Source organism: Streptococcus intermedius SK54 = ATCC 27335, from assembly GCF_000413475.1.
Taxonomy (GTDB): domain Bacteria; phylum Bacillota; class Bacilli; order Lactobacillales; family Streptococcaceae; genus Streptococcus; species Streptococcus intermedius.
Genome location: NZ_ATFK01000005.1, coordinates 79,888 through 95,643, shown reverse-complemented (window position 1 = coordinate 95,643; position 15,756 = coordinate 79,888). Strand labels below are relative to the sequence as shown.

Here is a 15,756-nt window from a genome sequence, read left to right as displayed (position 1 = left end):
TTATTCTTCGCTCCTATTCTTATTAAACAACATATCCATGTCTTCTTTTTTCAATAGCTCAAACTCTTTAGTTCTTGTTTCCTGATGAATTTTGGTCAGTCCTTTTTCTACTAACTCATCCACAGTTACATACTGATATAATTTTTCAATGTCAGTATGATAACCTAATTTAGATAATTCTGAAATAACTCTTATAGATTTTATAGAATCAAGTCCATTTGCAAAAAGATCTGATTTAACATCTAAATTTTCCACCCCAAGTATTTTTCTCACCAGTTCAAGTACATCAGATTCTAGTTTTGATTTTGGCTTAGAGTTTTTTGATATCGGCAATTTTATAGAATAAGACTTTAATTTTTTGATGTCTGTTTTTCCGCTATTACTCAACGGCATCTGTTCAATCTTTTTAAATATAGAAGGCACCCATTTTCTTGGCAGAGTATTTAATAATGAAGTTCTAAGTTCTATATTAGACAATTCTTTTTCCCCTGTATAAAATGCAACTAGTAACTCTTTATCATTTACAACTTTACTGACTACTGAAACATCAGATATACCTTCCAACTTCAATAATTGTGATTCAATTTCTCCAATCTCTATTCTAGTACCATTTATTTTTATTTGTCCATCTTCCCTCCCAATAAATATAAGCTGCCCTAACCTATTCCAATAAGCAATATCACCTGTTTTATAATATCTCATCCCATCTCGCGCCGGATCTATTCCAAATACAGCCTGAGTTAAATGTTCATTACCAAAGTATCCTTTAGCTACTTGAATTCCATATATCACTAATTCTCCTGCAACTCCAATAGGTAAATCTTTCATTTCTTTATTAACAATACGAATCTCTGTGTTATACACAGGTTTCCCAATAGGAATAATACTACTTGATAAAGAATTCTCATCCAAAGTATAGCATGTAACATCTATGGCTGCTTCAGTCGGCCCGTATAAATTATAAATTTGAACCCCTGGATTTTCCATCAAAGCAGCTTTGACAGTCTCGTATTGTAGTTGCTCACCACTACATACAATTTTTTGCAAGTTAGTTCGTACACTATCTTCAAGAAAAACGTTTAATAAACTTGGGACAAAATGTGCACATGTAACTTCTTCAGTAATAATCAATTTCTTCAAATAGTCTGTATCTTTTGCTGTCCCTAAATCACAAAGGATTTGTACAGCTCCAATTACATGTGGTAGTATTAACTCCCAAACTGAAACATCAAAACTTATAGATGTCTTTTGCAATATCCTATCATTCGCTGTAAATTTTAATTGTTCCTTCATCCATAAAATTCTGTTTAAAATACCAGCGTGTGTATTCTCAACTCCTTTAGGATTTCCTGTAGTTCCAGAGGTATACAAAATATATGCCGAATCATCTGCTCTAAATCTGATATTTAAAGACTCTGTTGAATACAAAACCAACTCTCCCAACAAATCTTTTATATCTATGAGAATAACATTATCACTTCCCTCTCTAATTTCGCTATTTATGTTATTAGCAATATAAAATTTAGATTGTGAATTACTAATTATATATTTTGTTCTTTCTAAAGGATATTCGATATCAACAGGAACATAGACTCCACCTGATTTTAATATTCCCCAGAAAACAATCATTAAAGTCAAATCATTATTGAGATTAACACAAATCCTATCACCTTTTTGTAAGCCATGTTCTAACAAATAACGAGCAAACTGATTAGATTTATCATCAAGTTCTTTATAAGTCAAAGTTCCTGTGGAATCCTTTGATGCCACTTTATTGGGGTGCAATTTTGTAACTTCTTCAAAAAGTTGCGAAACATATTGAGTTCCAATATCCTCTGAAATCCCTTTAGAAAAGGCATTGATTTTTTCTAATTCATTATCAGGAACAATAGTTATATCTTTAATTTTTTGTTGTGAATTATCTATAATTTGTTTTACAATATGAAGTATTCTAGCATGGAAAGCTTCAATTTCTTCTAAAGAGAGGTTATTTATCTGATAATCATAAGAAATTTCAATCGTTTCACCATCTCTCTCATTAACCATCATTACCAATGGAACTTCTGAAGTCCCATTTGAATAATATCTAGTTTTTACATGATATTTCGAAGCAGATTCACTTTTGCCATTTTGATAATTAAACATAACATCAAACATACCCGAGTCAAAACCTTGGGATGCAGATAAAAATCCCATAATATCACTTAGACTATAACTTTGATATTTAAACAATATTTTATGCTGATCTTGCACTGCCTTAAATAAATCTTGTAACGTATCTTGGGCCTGTTGAATATCTATCGTCATTGGAAGCATGCCAATAAACATACCAAGAATTTGTCTTTCCTTCCCCTTCCTATTTAGAGTTGGCAAACCGATTGTAATAGGTGAGTTTTGCCTACTAATTTTTGATAAATAAATAAATAGAGCCGATTCAAATAATACTGCCAGTGACAGTTTAGAATTATTACAGAATTCTGTCACTGTTTGACTTTCCGAATCAGTAAGATTAAAAAAGACCCTATCTCCAATAATATCATCACGATTAATTGGGATATTACTCAATTCTGATAACACAAAATCCTCTGAATAAAGCTGTTTAAAATATGCTCTCCCTTTTTCATTTTTATCTTCTATTTTCTTCAAATCAAGGGATTCTAGATAGACTCTATATGATTGACACTCCGTATTAATAATTGTCTCACCTTTTAAAAGTTTAGTATATTTATCAATAATTTGATCAACAATCAAGGGAAAAGACCATGCATCAAATATCAAGTGATTTACTACAGCAAACACTCCCATTTTACCGTTTCCATGTTTAAATATACAAAAATTATAGAGTTTTGAATTTTCCAATTGTTGAATTTTCTTGCTCTGTTCAGTAAAATATGCGTTGATATATTCATTTGAATAACCTGTAAAATCTAATTCCTCAAAGTTATCAAATTGATTATGCTCTATAAAATATTGGTAAGGTTCCCCATCTAAATCAGAAAATCTTAGCCAAAAATTATCGTTTTCAAAAATAATTTGATTCAGAACCTTTGACATAAACTTAAAATTATAATCAAAATGAAAGAGCCCCACTCCGCCTAAATTTGAAACTGCTAAACCAGGGTTAACCTTTTGGATATTCCAAATATTTCTTTGAGCATTAGTTAATGGAAAATTTTCAACCATTATTAATTCCTTTCTTATAAGCGATATATTCTACTAAATCATTTACCGTCTCTCCAAACAATAATAGATCATCTGGGGTAAAGGACTCATCAAATTCTTTATTTATTTCCGAACAAAATCTCAAAATTTGTATAGAATACATTCCAAAAAAGTATAAACTTTCAAGATTTTCAGATTTATAACCAACAATATCAAAATGAATCTTCTTTAATTTCTTCAAAATTTCTTTTCTGTAGTTTTGAGATTCCACCTCAACAAAGTTGCTACTAGCAATAGTTTTAAAAGTTTCCTTTGTCGAATAACACCAATAATTTTCATCATTTAAAATAAGCTTAATATTTTGTTTGAAACGTCTTAAAATATCTTCGAGGACTCCATCTTGAAAATATTCTAGGTATCTTGCAAATTTACAGTTCAATTCCCCGCTATCACCCTTCTCAATTGTTGGAATAAATGGGAATTGAGTCGTATATATGTTTAATTCCTCCATTTTTAAACTTGGTAAATATTTCTCTCCGAACTTCATTAAAATAGTATCTGGTTTCAGCACATCAGTTTTCGAAGGATGTGCAATATTCACCGTACAATTAAATCCAACTGGAAAAGTTACTTCTGCTCCTAGTTGTCTATCAACTCTCAATTTACGAATTTCTTCAAATCCACTATATCTACCATTGTCATAATTAAACGCAAATTGCTTAGAGATATCGAGAACTCTTTCATAAAAGGTAGCAATTTCTGAATCAAATTCTATAAAATCAACCGTATTGAAGTTACCTAATATAGAGCAGTTTGAACTCTCTAATTCCGGCAAATGATAGGTATTTATCATCCCTAAATAATATCTGGGACTACCAACCCACTTTGATACTGCATCTGCAAACATAGTCAGAAGAACAGCTGGTACAGTTACTTTCTTTTTTGCGATTAATTCTTGGAATTCTTCCCATTCTTGTGCCGTTAACAATGTGAATTTATCAATTTTAAAACGTTGATTTTCGAAGCTTCTTATACTTCTTCTATTTTTTAATGGTAAATTTGGAGCAGGAGGTAAATTTTCTAACCTCGCTAGTTTCTTCTCTTTAGCATATAAATAATCAGTTGTTCCTTTTTGCTTTTCACAATGAATTACATAATCTCTATATGTTAATCCAGTATCATAAATATGTTTATTTTTAAATCTAAGAGCATTCTGAAACAACTGAGTTAAAAATATAGCTACTCCATCACCATCCATCAACAGCGGACTAATTGCCATCTGAACATTTGTACTATCTTTCCATTGCGTAACAATAATTTTTAGCAACGGCCATTCATCATAGTCAATATGATTATTAATTAAAGACTGTTTTTGACTCTCAAGAATACTCTCATTCCGTAGACTTTTTGAATATTTTTTAAGCTCTACTCTAAATTTTAAATTTTCATTACTAGTTTGTTGTTTAAAATCCTTTATAATTTTCGTTCTAAGAATATCATGATTTTGAATCAGTAAATTCACAGATTTCTCTAGTCTCACTTTTAACATTTTAGGAAAAATAAAACCAGTTTTATCAAAACTCAAGCAAACATATATATTACTTAAACGATGGTTAAACTTCAAGACTCCTTTATTTTCCACCCAATACGATTTTTGTACATCTGATAATGGATAAATATCAAACCTTTCTTGATCATTCTGAAGAATTGTTTGAATTTTTTTTGAAGGCTTTGTTAATTCTAACAATCCTTTAAGTATTTTTTCTCTTTCTATAGGATCCAAGTTTTCAATGTCTATATCCAATTTTTATTCCTCCATTATTACAAATTTTTAAGATCTTTCTATAATTAATTGTTTTAATATTTCGATAGCAATCTTCTCAATAGTTGGATTTTCAAAAATTTTCTGAATTGACAATTGGATGGAATATTTTAAGTTAATTTTTTTAGTCAGTTCTAAAACTGTTAGAGAATTACAGCCCATTTCAAAAATATTACTATAGATACTTATGCCACTTGATCCTAAAAGCTGGCACAAAGTATCAAATACATATTGTTCCGTCTCATTTCTCGGAAGAGTCATTTTTTGGTTGCTTTTATGTAATTTTATAGCATTTTTATTTAGTTCATGAACACTTAGTTTACCATTATCATTAGTGGGCGTTACCTCTAAAATATAGAACTCTTCTGGAACCATATAAAGAGGTACGTATTGTTTTAGAAAATCACTTAGCTTATCTACCAAATTTTCCTCAAGATCTAATTGCTTATTTTCTAATACTAGATAAGCTGATATATATTCTCTATTTTCTTTTTTGCCTTTTATAACATGAGCCGTCTCCACATTAGGAAATTTTTCTAAAATGCTTTTGATTTCTGAAACCTCTATCCTAATTCCATTTACCTTAATCTGGCTATCCACCCTACCATAAAAATATGTAATATTTGCCCCTGTAATCTTCCCTTTATCTCCGCTTAGATAAACTCTTTTTTCCTGATTTTGCTTAGAGCAAGTTAAGAAAGTCTTAAACTTTTTATCAGTCTCTTTCTGTGAGGTATATCCTAAAGCCAAGTTTTGTCCTGATATTGCTATTTCACCAATTACATTCTTAGGAAGAGGTTGCAGTAAATCATCAACAATTGTTATATTAACATTTTTAATCGGTTTCCCAATTGGGACTTCAAAAGGTTGATCAATCTCTATCTCAGAAGAACAATTAAATTCTGATGTACTGATGGTCCCCTCTGATGGGCCATATAAATTTCTAAATTCATAAAACCTTGACCAATTTTTTGCTAAATTAAAAGGACATTTTTCTCCAGCTACACTAACCATTCGTAGTGTTTTAAATTCTTGCAGCTTTACACTCGAAAGGATAGAAGGAGTCGTGGTTAAAACAGAAATACCATAGTACTCAATATTACTCTTTAAATTTTCAGCCAATAAACTTTGAGTTAATGGTACGCACAGACAAGAGCCACTTGAAAGAGAGATTAAGATATCAAAAAGGCAACCATCAAAAGCAATATTAAAAGTCATTAACACTTTATCCTCAGCAAAATAATCGTAATTTTTAATTAAATTCGATATACCTTGATGAGAAATACATACTCCTTTTGGAACACCGGTTGTACCAGATGTATATATGATATATGCAATATCATTTTGTTCAACAATTTTTGGAGTAATATTTTGTTCAATTGCTACTCCATCTTCTTTTAGTACGTCCAAGCTAACTACAGGGGTATTGACTAGTAAATTTTTAATATCCTTTTCATCCCTAGCTATTATACAGTCTATTGAGGAATCATTAATAATATGTTCAATACGCTTAATTGGAAACTTTCTATCCATCGGAACATATACTGCGCCTAACTTCCAAATAGCTAGTATTGAACTAATTAATTCAAAACTCCGATCTAAATATACACCTACCTTGCTCTGCTTACTCACCAACATTTTGCTTTGTAATGAATACGCAAGAAAATTAGAATGCTCATCAAGTTGATTGTAGGTATAAGATTGACTCTCTTCCTTTATTGCTACTTTTTCTCCATGATTTTGAACAATATAATCAAATCTTTCTAAAATTGATAATAAATCATTATTATCAATCTCCCCCATCAATTCAGCAGACCACTTCGAATCTTCCAAAAGAATTAGACGATTGTCGCTTACTGGATGGTTCAAATAATTCAAAACAATTTTAAAAGTTGCTAGATATAAATCTAAAGCCTCATTAATTTGTTCATTACTGAATTGTTCTGAATTATATGTAATTGTGATACCTAACTTATTTTCTAAGGAATTATTAACAAATTGAGCTGAAAAAGAAAAATTCGTTTTTTCTGTTACCCTAAGATCATTAAGCGAAAAGAATCTATTATTCAGTGTATCAGATTTATAAGCATGAAAATCAACATAATTAAAAGCTGTGTAGAATATTGCATCCTTATTATTGTCACTCAACATTGTAGAAAGGGGATAGCGCCTATATGGCAGAATTTTTTTTTCTTTTTCAAAATTACTTAAAATAAAGTCTGACCAATTTTTAGAATCTGGGATTTCTACTGTAAAAGGAAGTGTATTCAAAAACAACCCCAAAATAGATTCTCCACCTATCTCCGGCCGCCCATTTGCCACAATGCCTGTAGTAATCTTTTTTTCATTGGAAAGCATTGACAAAACTTTTAGATGTACACTCAAACAAATATTTTTCAACGGAACTTTTAACTGATTGCTTAATTGATATAAAGAGGCAGTATCATCACTATTAAGTTTTTTTGATTGGTCATAAATTTTAATATTAATATTTTTGCTTTGACTTACCCCGTAAGGTGACACTAAGTTACTATCTTCAACTTCATTTTTCCAAAACTTTTGATGAGTTTCATCATCACTAGCAGATCTCTCTAATTTAATAAAATCTGCATAAGTTCCTTTGGCACTACCCTTATCTATCAATATATTACTAGCTTCTCCACCTAGTTCTTTAAAATAATATTCGCAGAATGTCTGCATAAGTGTCGCTACACTCCACCCATCTAAAATAGAGTGATGGAAATCCAAACAAATACTAAACTTATCATTGTTTTGATTTTTAAATACCCCGACTTGCCACAAAGGCGGAAGCTCCCATTCAAATGATAGGTGTTGTCTGTCAGATACGTAATCATTAATATCGTTTTCTAATAACTGATCCTCAAAATTTATAAATTCTGTTATTGATACTGCAACTTTTTTATGCACCAATTGGATAGGCTCTGATAAATCTCCTATTCTAAACGAAGTTCTCAATACTGGATTTTCATCCATCAACATTTGAAAAGCTTTTTTAATCAAATTAAAATCATATTTCCCTGAAAAAGAATATATAAAAACATCATGATAGAGTCCATCTTCTTTTTCCGTATAAAAAACCATGCCTTTTTGCAACTCACTTAAAGGATATGCATTTTCAACAGTACTCATATAGCCTCCTATAAAATTATATTTCTAATCAAACTATATACCTTTTATGTTTAGTTGTCAACACCTTTTTCCATATATATGTGAGTTTGTATATAAATTGCTAAGGAAAATTATAAATATAAATTCATACAAAACAAAATAAAATAGGTAAGTAAGCGCAATCACTTACTCACCTATTCAAATTATTAGCTAAAGTTACATTTTCATTACAAATAATCTTTTGGCTTTCTTCACCTACTAGATCCTGTACGTAAACATGAGAGAGAAATACTTTCAACATTTTCTCTGAATCGGCCAATCTATTTCTAATATTATCCTCAATCCTCTTAATGGGTTTCCCAAGTAAATTAGTATTATATTGTATTTTAAATAGTGGATTATTTTTTTCAACAGCTTCAAAAATATCTAACATAGTAATCTCAGATAGTCCCCTTACGAGTGAAATGCCTCCACCAATTCCTTCTTTTGTACTAATTAAATTTTCAGACTTTAATTTATTAATAATTTTTACAGTTGTAGAATAAGAAAACCCTAAACTTTCAGAAATTAATTTCACCGAAACATATTTTTTATTATCTTTCTGAGATGCTAAACTAATAAAAATAACTATTTCTATTGCTTGAAAAAAAGAATTTGAATATGACATTTGTTACCTCTTCTATTGACTGCTTAAATACTTTGTATTAGAATTTTAGAATACCGTGTATCACGTAATTGTTATAATTAGCAGATACACATTTTAAACAAAAATTCATGACATCATTATATAATAATAAAGACAATTTTACCATCGTCAATTATTAAAGGAGAATAAATGAATGACTAAAATACTCTCTTTACTATGCTCAATAAATTTTTTTATCAATGCCGCTTTACACTATGCTTTATTTCTAGGAGCACCTTTTGGACAATTTATTTGGGGCGGCTACTACACGATTATTCCTAAACAAATCCGCATTTATAATTTGCTATTTTTTGTTCTATGGTTTTTTTGTGGTATAACATATTTAACTTATGGGAAAGTGATCAAACTATCTTGCCATAAACTATTATTGAATATTAAAATAATTATTTTCACACTTTTCTTATTTCTAGCTAGTGTGTTCAACTTATTCGTAACTACTAGTTCCTTAGAAAAATATTGCACTGGCTCTATGTCTATTTTAACTTTTGTCTTAAGTATAACTTTAGTTGTTAAAAATTTCAAATTATTCCAAAGTAATTCTCCGTTTTGTAGTCCTTTTAAATAACTGTTAAGCACACTTACCATTGTTATATTTTAAAATTAAAGATAGTTTAATACACAATTAGCATTGAATTATTTCTTTCAATTTTTTAAGCAAAGCCGAATCTAATCCCTTTTATTAATTATATATCATAGAACATATACTTTCTCAAAAGGAAATTATATTTAGTAGATTGTTCGATTTATGTCCGATTATGTTATAAATTATATCATCATATTTCATATCTTATTCATCCTTGTTCCCCTAAAGTTATAAATAAAGCAACACCATAAAAAATGTCATTATAATAGTTTTATATGTAGGGGGCATAATAATTTCCATACAGAAAGCCTATCATATAGGCTTTTTTCATTGTTCTTAACGCAATTTGCCCCACTTTTGTATTTTAACAATCGAATCCGATTAAATTCTGCGTCAATCTTTCCCTCTAACGTATGCTCAGAAGCCTCTATTAACATGATAAGATGCAAAATAAGGTGCAACAAAAAAAACTCATAGATCACTTCCATTATTCTGCCATTTACCAATAAAAGGATTGGACGATAAAAACCTCTACGCGAGTCCATAGCTTAAAAAAACGTATACTACAATCAGTATAAACATGTCCTAGAATTAGGGAGAGGAAAATTACCATTGGAATTATTGCTTAAGAATAAAGAGCTTATTTCTTAAGCCCAATCGTTTTCATTTTTTGTTGAATTTGTTGGTATACATGATTCCAGTCATTTAGATTTGCAATATCTAAATCATCCGTTGCAATTCTCATTTTAGGACTGTAATTGTAATCCTCATACCAATTTTGATAATGCTTATAAAGCAGTTGATAGTCGTCAGCTAGTCCATTTTCTTCATTTGGTTGCTCATATAGAGTTTTCTTCTACAGGTTCAAAAAATGGTTGCGTTCCCAATTCCTCGGCTAATCGATAAGTGTAGGTCGTCTTCCCCATTCCAATCATACCCGCTAAAATAATCACTATTTTCCTATACCTCCAAATTCTATCCAATATCAGAGTATCAGGCCTAATTGAACCACAATATATTGATGACGTCAAGATATACAACTTCTAAATGTATAAACAAAAATAACCTTATAAGAAGATGTACGACAGACTCCTATACAAGGTTATTTTAAGACTCTCTGTTGGTAACGGTAAATTTAATATGCGAATAGTCTTTTTCTAAATCTTTCCCTTTCAAAAAGGCTACTGCATCTTTTTTAGTCTGAACTAAATCAATTCCTTGTACCTGTGCTGCAAATACACAACCACAATAACATTGCCGATAAATGTCGTACTCCTCACACATTTCAACCGAGCGCTTATAACCCTGATTTTTCTTGAAATCACTCGGAAGATACTGCGTTGCGTAAACTTTCTGTACTTCAATTCCAACGCTATTGATTGTCTGCGAATTTTTATGAGGACTGATTGTCAAGGCGCTTCCAAAATAGTCAAATCCCAAATCAACAGCCACTTGCGCTGTCTTATCCAAGCGATAATCATAGCAAACTTTACAACGATCGCCACCTTCTGGCTCTTCTTCTAAGCCGTGTACTGTCCGGAAAAATTCCTGTGGCTCATAGGGAGCTTCTAAGTATTGAACATGATTACCAGTCTTTTCATTGAAATCGTGAACAAATTTTTGTACAACATAGGCACGGCGCTGATATTCTGCCTTAGGGTGAATATTTGAATTAGCAAAATAAACGGTCACATCCGCATACTGGGTCAAATACTCCAGAGTATAGGTCGAACATGGTGCACAACAGGTATGCATCAAAATCGTAGGACGCTTCTGATTTGCTTCCCAAACTTTGACCATTTGCTGCATGACACGATCATAGTTTATTTTTTGATTGGGATTCATTTTACTCAGAATTTCTTCAACATCAATCATCGTTTTCTCCTTGAAATGTAAGACTATTTTACCACAGAAAAGAAGTGAAGACAAATAGACGAAAGAGAATAACTTTTTCAAACAGCACTAATTTATCAAGCAAGAAAAATAAAGTTCTGATTCTTTTTGGCTCTCTTTGTATTGATCGTACATGTACCCCAGCTAAAAACTTTTAAAAAAGTGAGTTTGGATTTATCGAATCCACACTCACTTCGCTTTTTATATCATTCAAAAGCACGCTTGCGCTTCAACAGAAAAGCAATCTCGTGCAACATTAAACATCGTTAAGAGCTGCATGAGAAAAATAAATCTTCTCTTATCCATCAAATAATTCGTTGATTTTCTAGCTCATTTTACTCATTAAACTCTCTATATCTTAAATTACATCATCCCGCCCATCATGCTTGGATCCATTGCGGGAGCTGGGCTAGCTGGTTCTGGTTGGCTAGCAACAACTGCTTCTGTTGTTAAAATAAGGCTAGCTACTGACGCAGCATTTTGAAGGGCAGAACGAGTGACTTTGACTGGGTCAATGATCCCTGCTTCAATCATGTTAACCCATTCGCCAGTTGCAGCATTAAATCCTGTACCAACTTCAGAGTTTTTCAAACGGTCAATGACGATCGAGCCTTCAAATCCTGCATTGAGAGCGATTTGACGAACTGGTTCTTCCAAAGCACGAAGCACAATATTGCGACCTGTTGCTTCATCAGCCTCCAGTTCAAGAGCAGCAACTGCATCTAAAACATTCACAAAGGCTGTTCCACCACCTGAGACAATTCCTTCTTCAACAGCGGCACGAGTTGCATTAAGGGCATCTTCAATGCGAAGTTTCATTTCTTTGAGTTCTGTTTCTGTTGCAGCACCTACTTTGATGACAGCCACACCACCTGATAATTTCGCCAAACGTTCTTGTAGTTTTTCTTTGTCAAATTCAGATGTAACACTTTCAATTTGCGATTTAATGACAGCAACGCGGTTAGCAATCGCTTCAGCATCACCAGAGCCTTCAACGATAACGGTGCTGTCTTTATCCACAGTTACTTTTGAGGCTTGTCCAAGTGCTTCAATGGTTGCATCTTTCAATTCCAGACCAAGATCTTCTGTAATCACTGTACCGCCAGTCAAAATCGCAATATCTTCTAGCATCGCCTTACGACGGTCACCGAATCCTGGCGCTTTCACAGCGACTACATTGAAAGTACCACGGATTTTGTTCAACACAAGAGTTGGAAGAGCTTCACCATCTACATCATCTGCAATAATCAAAAGCGGACGACTTGTTTTTAAAATATTTTCCAACAAAGGAAGAATTTCTTGGATATTAGAAATCTTCTTATCTGTAATCAAGATATATGGATTATCTAAATCAGCAACCATTTTTTCATTGTCTGTTACCATGTATTGAGAAAGATAGCCACGGTCAAACTGCATACCTTCAACAACATCTAGCTCTGTGTCCATTCCTTTTGATTCTTCAATAGTGATGACACCGTCGTTGCCAACTTTTTCCATGGCTTCAGAGATGTATTCTCCGACTTTTTCAGAACGTGATGAGACAGCAGCAACTTGTGCAATCGCTTCTTTATTAGAAACTGGAACAGAATTTGCTTTTAAAGCTTCAACAGCTGTTGCAACAGCTGTTTCAATACCACGACGAATGCCAATTGGGTTTGCACCAGCCGTTACATTTTTGATTCCTTCGCGGACAATGGCTTGGGTCAAGACAGTCGCAGTAGTTGTTCCGTCACCAGCGATATCATTAGTTTTTGAAGCAACTTCTGACACCAACTTAGCGCCCATATTTTCAAAATGATCTTCGAGTTCAATTTCTTTGGCAATAGTCACACCGTCATTTGTGATGAGGGGTGAGCCAAATGATTTCTCAAGAACAACATTGCGTCCTTTAGGTCCTAAGGTTACTTTAACGGTATCTGCTAAAATATCGACACCACGTACCATAGCACTTCTTGCATCTGCTGAAAATTTAATATCTTTTGCCATTTTTACAATTCCTCTTTCTATAAATGTTTAATTTATTCAACAATCGCTAGGATATTTACTTCATTGACAACGAGGTATTTTTCTTCGCCATCTTTGACTTCCGTTCCTACATGGCTTTCAACGAGAACAGTATCACCAGCTTTCACGCTTGGAGCAACGAGTTCACCGTTGAGAGTACGAATTCCTTCACCGACAGCTACAACTTTCGCTGTCTTTGTTGCGTCTTGTCCTGCACCTGCAATGACAAAGCCACCAACTTTTTGTTCTTTTTCTTCTACTTCTAAGACCACACGGTCTCCTAATGGTTTAAGCATTTATTTACCTCCAATATCTTACTTTAGCACTCTATACATGTGAGTGCTAATATTTACATTTTCTATTGTATCACTTGGTCAGAAATAGTCAAGAAAAAAACTCTGTCAAACGACAAAGTTTTTAGGGGGAAAGCAAATAAGTTTTTATTGGATCAATCTTAATTTTTCTTCAAAATCGTCAATAACTTTTTTAAGATTCAATCGTCCTTTATAAATACCATAACCAAAGACAAGCATTGCTAGAATCCCTAGGACCGCTAGGATCGTTCCAGCAATAAAGGCAATAAAATTGGTCTGACGGAAGAAATAAACCAGAACAAGACCGATACTAGCAATAGTAAAGAAGAGACTAAACCAACGCCCTAGATTTTCAATCATGTGTTTTTGGTATTGAATTTCCGTTTCATATCCTTGAATCAATTCTTGTTCTGTCATATTTTTCTCCTATTTAGTATTTCAATCCTGGGTTGAAGAAGCCAACCAATACACCGAGAAAGGCCACTACAACGAGAAGCAACATCACTTTGATTGGTGAGAGATTTTTCTTCGCCATCAACCACCAGCAAAAGACGATAAACAAAGCTGTCAATAAACCTGGATAAACACCGTCTAATTGGCTTTGTAAAACCAAGAAGGCTTTCCCTGAAGAATCTTTCAATTTGAAAGCTGTCTTAACAGGTACCCATGTCGCTGCAACCGCACCGATGACCATACCACCAATGATAGACACAGACTTACGGATAGCTTGTCCTTGAGGGCCTACAAGAAATTCAACTGCTTTATCTCCTAGTTCGTACCCTTTAAAGTAGGCGAATTTCATACCAAAGTAGGCGAGCAAGTTCCAAACCACGATATAGAAAATCGCACCAAGTGGCGAACCACCATTTGACAAACCGAGAGCAATACCTAGTATAATCGGAATCAAGGTACCAACAATCAGTGAATCACCAATTCCTGCAACAGGTCCCATAAGACCAGCACGAAGACCGTTGATTGTTTCATCATCTACTCCATCAGCCCCATTCGCACGTGCTTCTTCTAAACCTGCTGTAATCCCTACAATCAATGCACCTAATTGCGGCTCCGTGTTAAAGAATGCGGTATAGGTGTGCATTGCTTTTGCTTGATCTTCTTTTTTAGAATATAATTCTTCCACAATTGGCAACATTGAAGACAAATAACCAAATGTTTGCATGTGTTCTTGTGAGAAGCAAGTTAAGTTCCCATAATACCAATGATGAAAAGATTTTCCTAATGTTTTTTTCGTTAATTTAACCATTTTAAATATCCTCCTCATCGTCATCATCAAAACTTGCACTGGCAGCCGCTTGTGCTCTTACATTTTTTGCCATTTGAATTTCATAGAATAATACTGCAAAGATTAATGAAATGACTGCACAAGATACAAGGTTAAGTCCTAATGAAGCTGCTAAAGTAAATCCAACAAAGAATGGAATGAAATCAACAGCTTTTTCAACGATTTGTTTCAAGAGGATAGCAATTCCGACACATGGAAGAAGAGAGCCGACCGTAAAGAGGGTTTTCATTGGAATACCATCCAATGGAAGAGCTGTTTTTAAAGCAGTAACAGCATCAGCACCTAATTTACACATAATAAGCGTTGGCAAGAATGAGAATACTAAATGGGAAATCCATGGAAAGCCCCAGTCTACCACATATAAGCGTTTAAATTCACCTTTTTCAACGGCTTTCCAACCAATATGTTGCCAAAGTAGGTTCATAGTAGCTGTACCATAGAAAAGAACTGTACCCACGGTACCTACAAGTGTCCCCATTGATTTAGCTAAGTTAGCAGCATCTGCTGAAGTGAGCGCCAATCCTTGTGATTTAATTGCTACCATAGCGAGTGGAATACCGATGTAAGAAACTGCGCGCACATCTGCTGAAACGGTACCACCAGGTGTTACCAAGGCGATATAAACAAGTTGCATCGCAACCCCACAGATAATACCTAATTTCACATCTCCTAGGATTAAACCTGAAACGAGACCACCGACAAGAGGACGTCCAAGAGTATAGTTCCCAATGGAGGTACCACCTAGACCAGGCATAGATGATAAACAGGCAAACAGCCCTAATAAAGCGGCTTGAAACCACGAAATTGTCATAATAAAGCCTCCTTAATGCTTATTATATTTTA

Annotated in this window: 10 protein-coding genes and 1 pseudogene; all 11 read right to left on the bottom strand. The window is 33.2% G+C overall.

Annotated elements, in window-relative coordinates; genetic code table 11:
* The 11 genes and pseudogenes from HMPREF1654_RS07125 to HMPREF1654_RS07070 all read right to left on the bottom strand — a co-directional run bounded on the left by HMPREF1654_RS07125 (position 1) and on the right by HMPREF1654_RS07070 (position 15,724).
* Complete coding sequence (locus HMPREF1654_RS07125) at positions 1-3,183, bottom strand: non-ribosomal peptide synthetase (RefSeq protein WP_003075888.1); 3,183 nt, start codon at positions 3,181-3,183, stop codon at positions 1-3.
* Entirely contained in the window at positions 3,176-4,966 is a 1,791-nt protein-coding gene (locus HMPREF1654_RS07120) for a condensation domain-containing protein (protein ID WP_003076140.1), read from the bottom strand. Before HMPREF1654_RS07120 ends, HMPREF1654_RS07125 begins: the two co-directional genes overlap by 8 nt.
* Positions 4,967-4,993: 27 nt before the next feature.
* The gene (locus tag HMPREF1654_RS07115) at positions 4,994-8,134 is read right to left on the bottom strand and encodes a non-ribosomal peptide synthetase (protein WP_003076216.1); all 3,141 of its coding nucleotides are present in this window, start codon (positions 8,132-8,134) and stop codon (positions 4,994-4,996) included.
* Positions 8,135-8,303: 169 nt separating this feature from the next.
* Positions 8,304-8,780: an RrF2 family transcriptional regulator gene (locus HMPREF1654_RS07110; protein ID WP_003074111.1), complete on the bottom strand. Its 477-nt coding sequence runs from the start codon at positions 8,778-8,780 to the stop codon at positions 8,304-8,306.
* A gap of 1,262 nt (positions 8,781-10,042) precedes the next feature.
* A pseudogene (locus tag HMPREF1654_RS09845) lies at positions 10,043-10,355 on the bottom strand (hypothetical protein).
* 154 nt (positions 10,356-10,509) lie between these two features.
* A complete protein-coding gene (locus HMPREF1654_RS07095; RefSeq protein ID WP_003075988.1) occupies positions 10,510-11,277 on the bottom strand; it encodes an epoxyqueuosine reductase QueH in 768 nt (255 codons plus the stop codon).
* Positions 11,278-11,658: 381 nt separating this feature from the next.
* Entirely contained in the window at positions 11,659-13,281 is a 1,623-nt protein-coding gene (groL, locus tag HMPREF1654_RS07090) for a chaperonin GroEL (protein WP_003075930.1), read from the bottom strand.
* A gap of 32 nt (positions 13,282-13,313) precedes the next feature.
* The gene (gene groES / locus HMPREF1654_RS07085) at positions 13,314-13,595 is read right to left on the bottom strand and encodes a co-chaperone GroES (RefSeq protein ID WP_003074100.1); all 282 of its coding nucleotides are present in this window, start codon (positions 13,593-13,595) and stop codon (positions 13,314-13,316) included.
* A 144-nt stretch (positions 13,596-13,739) separates the two neighbouring features.
* Positions 13,740-14,030, bottom strand: a complete 291-nt coding sequence (locus tag HMPREF1654_RS07080; RefSeq protein ID WP_003074098.1) for a hypothetical protein — start codon at positions 14,028-14,030, stop codon at positions 13,740-13,742.
* Positions 14,031-14,043: 13 nt separating this feature from the next.
* Positions 14,044-14,874, bottom strand: coding sequence for a PTS system mannose/fructose/sorbose family transporter subunit IID (locus HMPREF1654_RS07075; RefSeq protein WP_003074096.1), 831 nt, complete (start codon positions 14,872-14,874; stop codon positions 14,044-14,046).
* A gap of 1 nt (position 14,875) precedes the next feature.
* Positions 14,876-15,724, bottom strand: coding sequence for a PTS mannose/fructose/sorbose/N-acetylgalactosamine transporter subunit IIC (locus tag HMPREF1654_RS07070; RefSeq protein ID WP_003074095.1), 849 nt, complete (start codon positions 15,722-15,724; stop codon positions 14,876-14,878).
* Positions 15,725-15,756 lie beyond the last annotated feature (32 nt).

What these genes read in the sequence shown, in the direction of transcription:
- groL (WP_003075930.1), bottom strand. Translation starts at nt 13,281, where the DNA reads ATGGCAAAAGATATTAAATTTTCAGCAGATGCAAGAAGTGCTATGGTA.
- HMPREF1654_RS07075 (WP_003074096.1), bottom strand. Translation starts at nt 14,874, where the DNA reads ATGGTTAAATTAACGAAAAAAACATTAGGAAAATCTTTTCATCATTGG.
- HMPREF1654_RS07095 (WP_003075988.1), bottom strand. Translation starts at nt 11,277, where the DNA reads ATGATTGATGTTGAAGAAATTCTGAGTAAAATGAATCCCAATCAAAAA.
- HMPREF1654_RS07110 (WP_003074111.1), bottom strand. Translation starts at nt 8,780, where the DNA reads ATGTCATATTCAAATTCTTTTTTTCAAGCAATAGAAATAGTTATTTTT.
- HMPREF1654_RS07070 (WP_003074095.1), bottom strand. Translation starts at nt 15,724, where the DNA reads ATGACAATTTCGTGGTTTCAAGCCGCTTTATTAGGGCTGTTTGCCTGT.
- groES (WP_003074100.1), bottom strand. Translation starts at nt 13,595, where the DNA reads ATGCTTAAACCATTAGGAGACCGTGTGGTCTTAGAAGTAGAAGAAAAA.
- HMPREF1654_RS07080 (WP_003074098.1), bottom strand. Translation starts at nt 14,030, where the DNA reads ATGACAGAACAAGAATTGATTCAAGGATATGAAACGGAAATTCAATAC.
- HMPREF1654_RS07115 (WP_003076216.1), bottom strand. Translation starts at nt 8,134, where the DNA reads ATGAGTACTGTTGAAAATGCATATCCTTTAAGTGAGTTGCAAAAAGGC.
- HMPREF1654_RS07125 (WP_003075888.1), bottom strand. Translation starts at nt 3,183, where the DNA reads ATGGTTGAAAATTTTCCATTAACTAATGCTCAAAGAAATATTTGGAAT.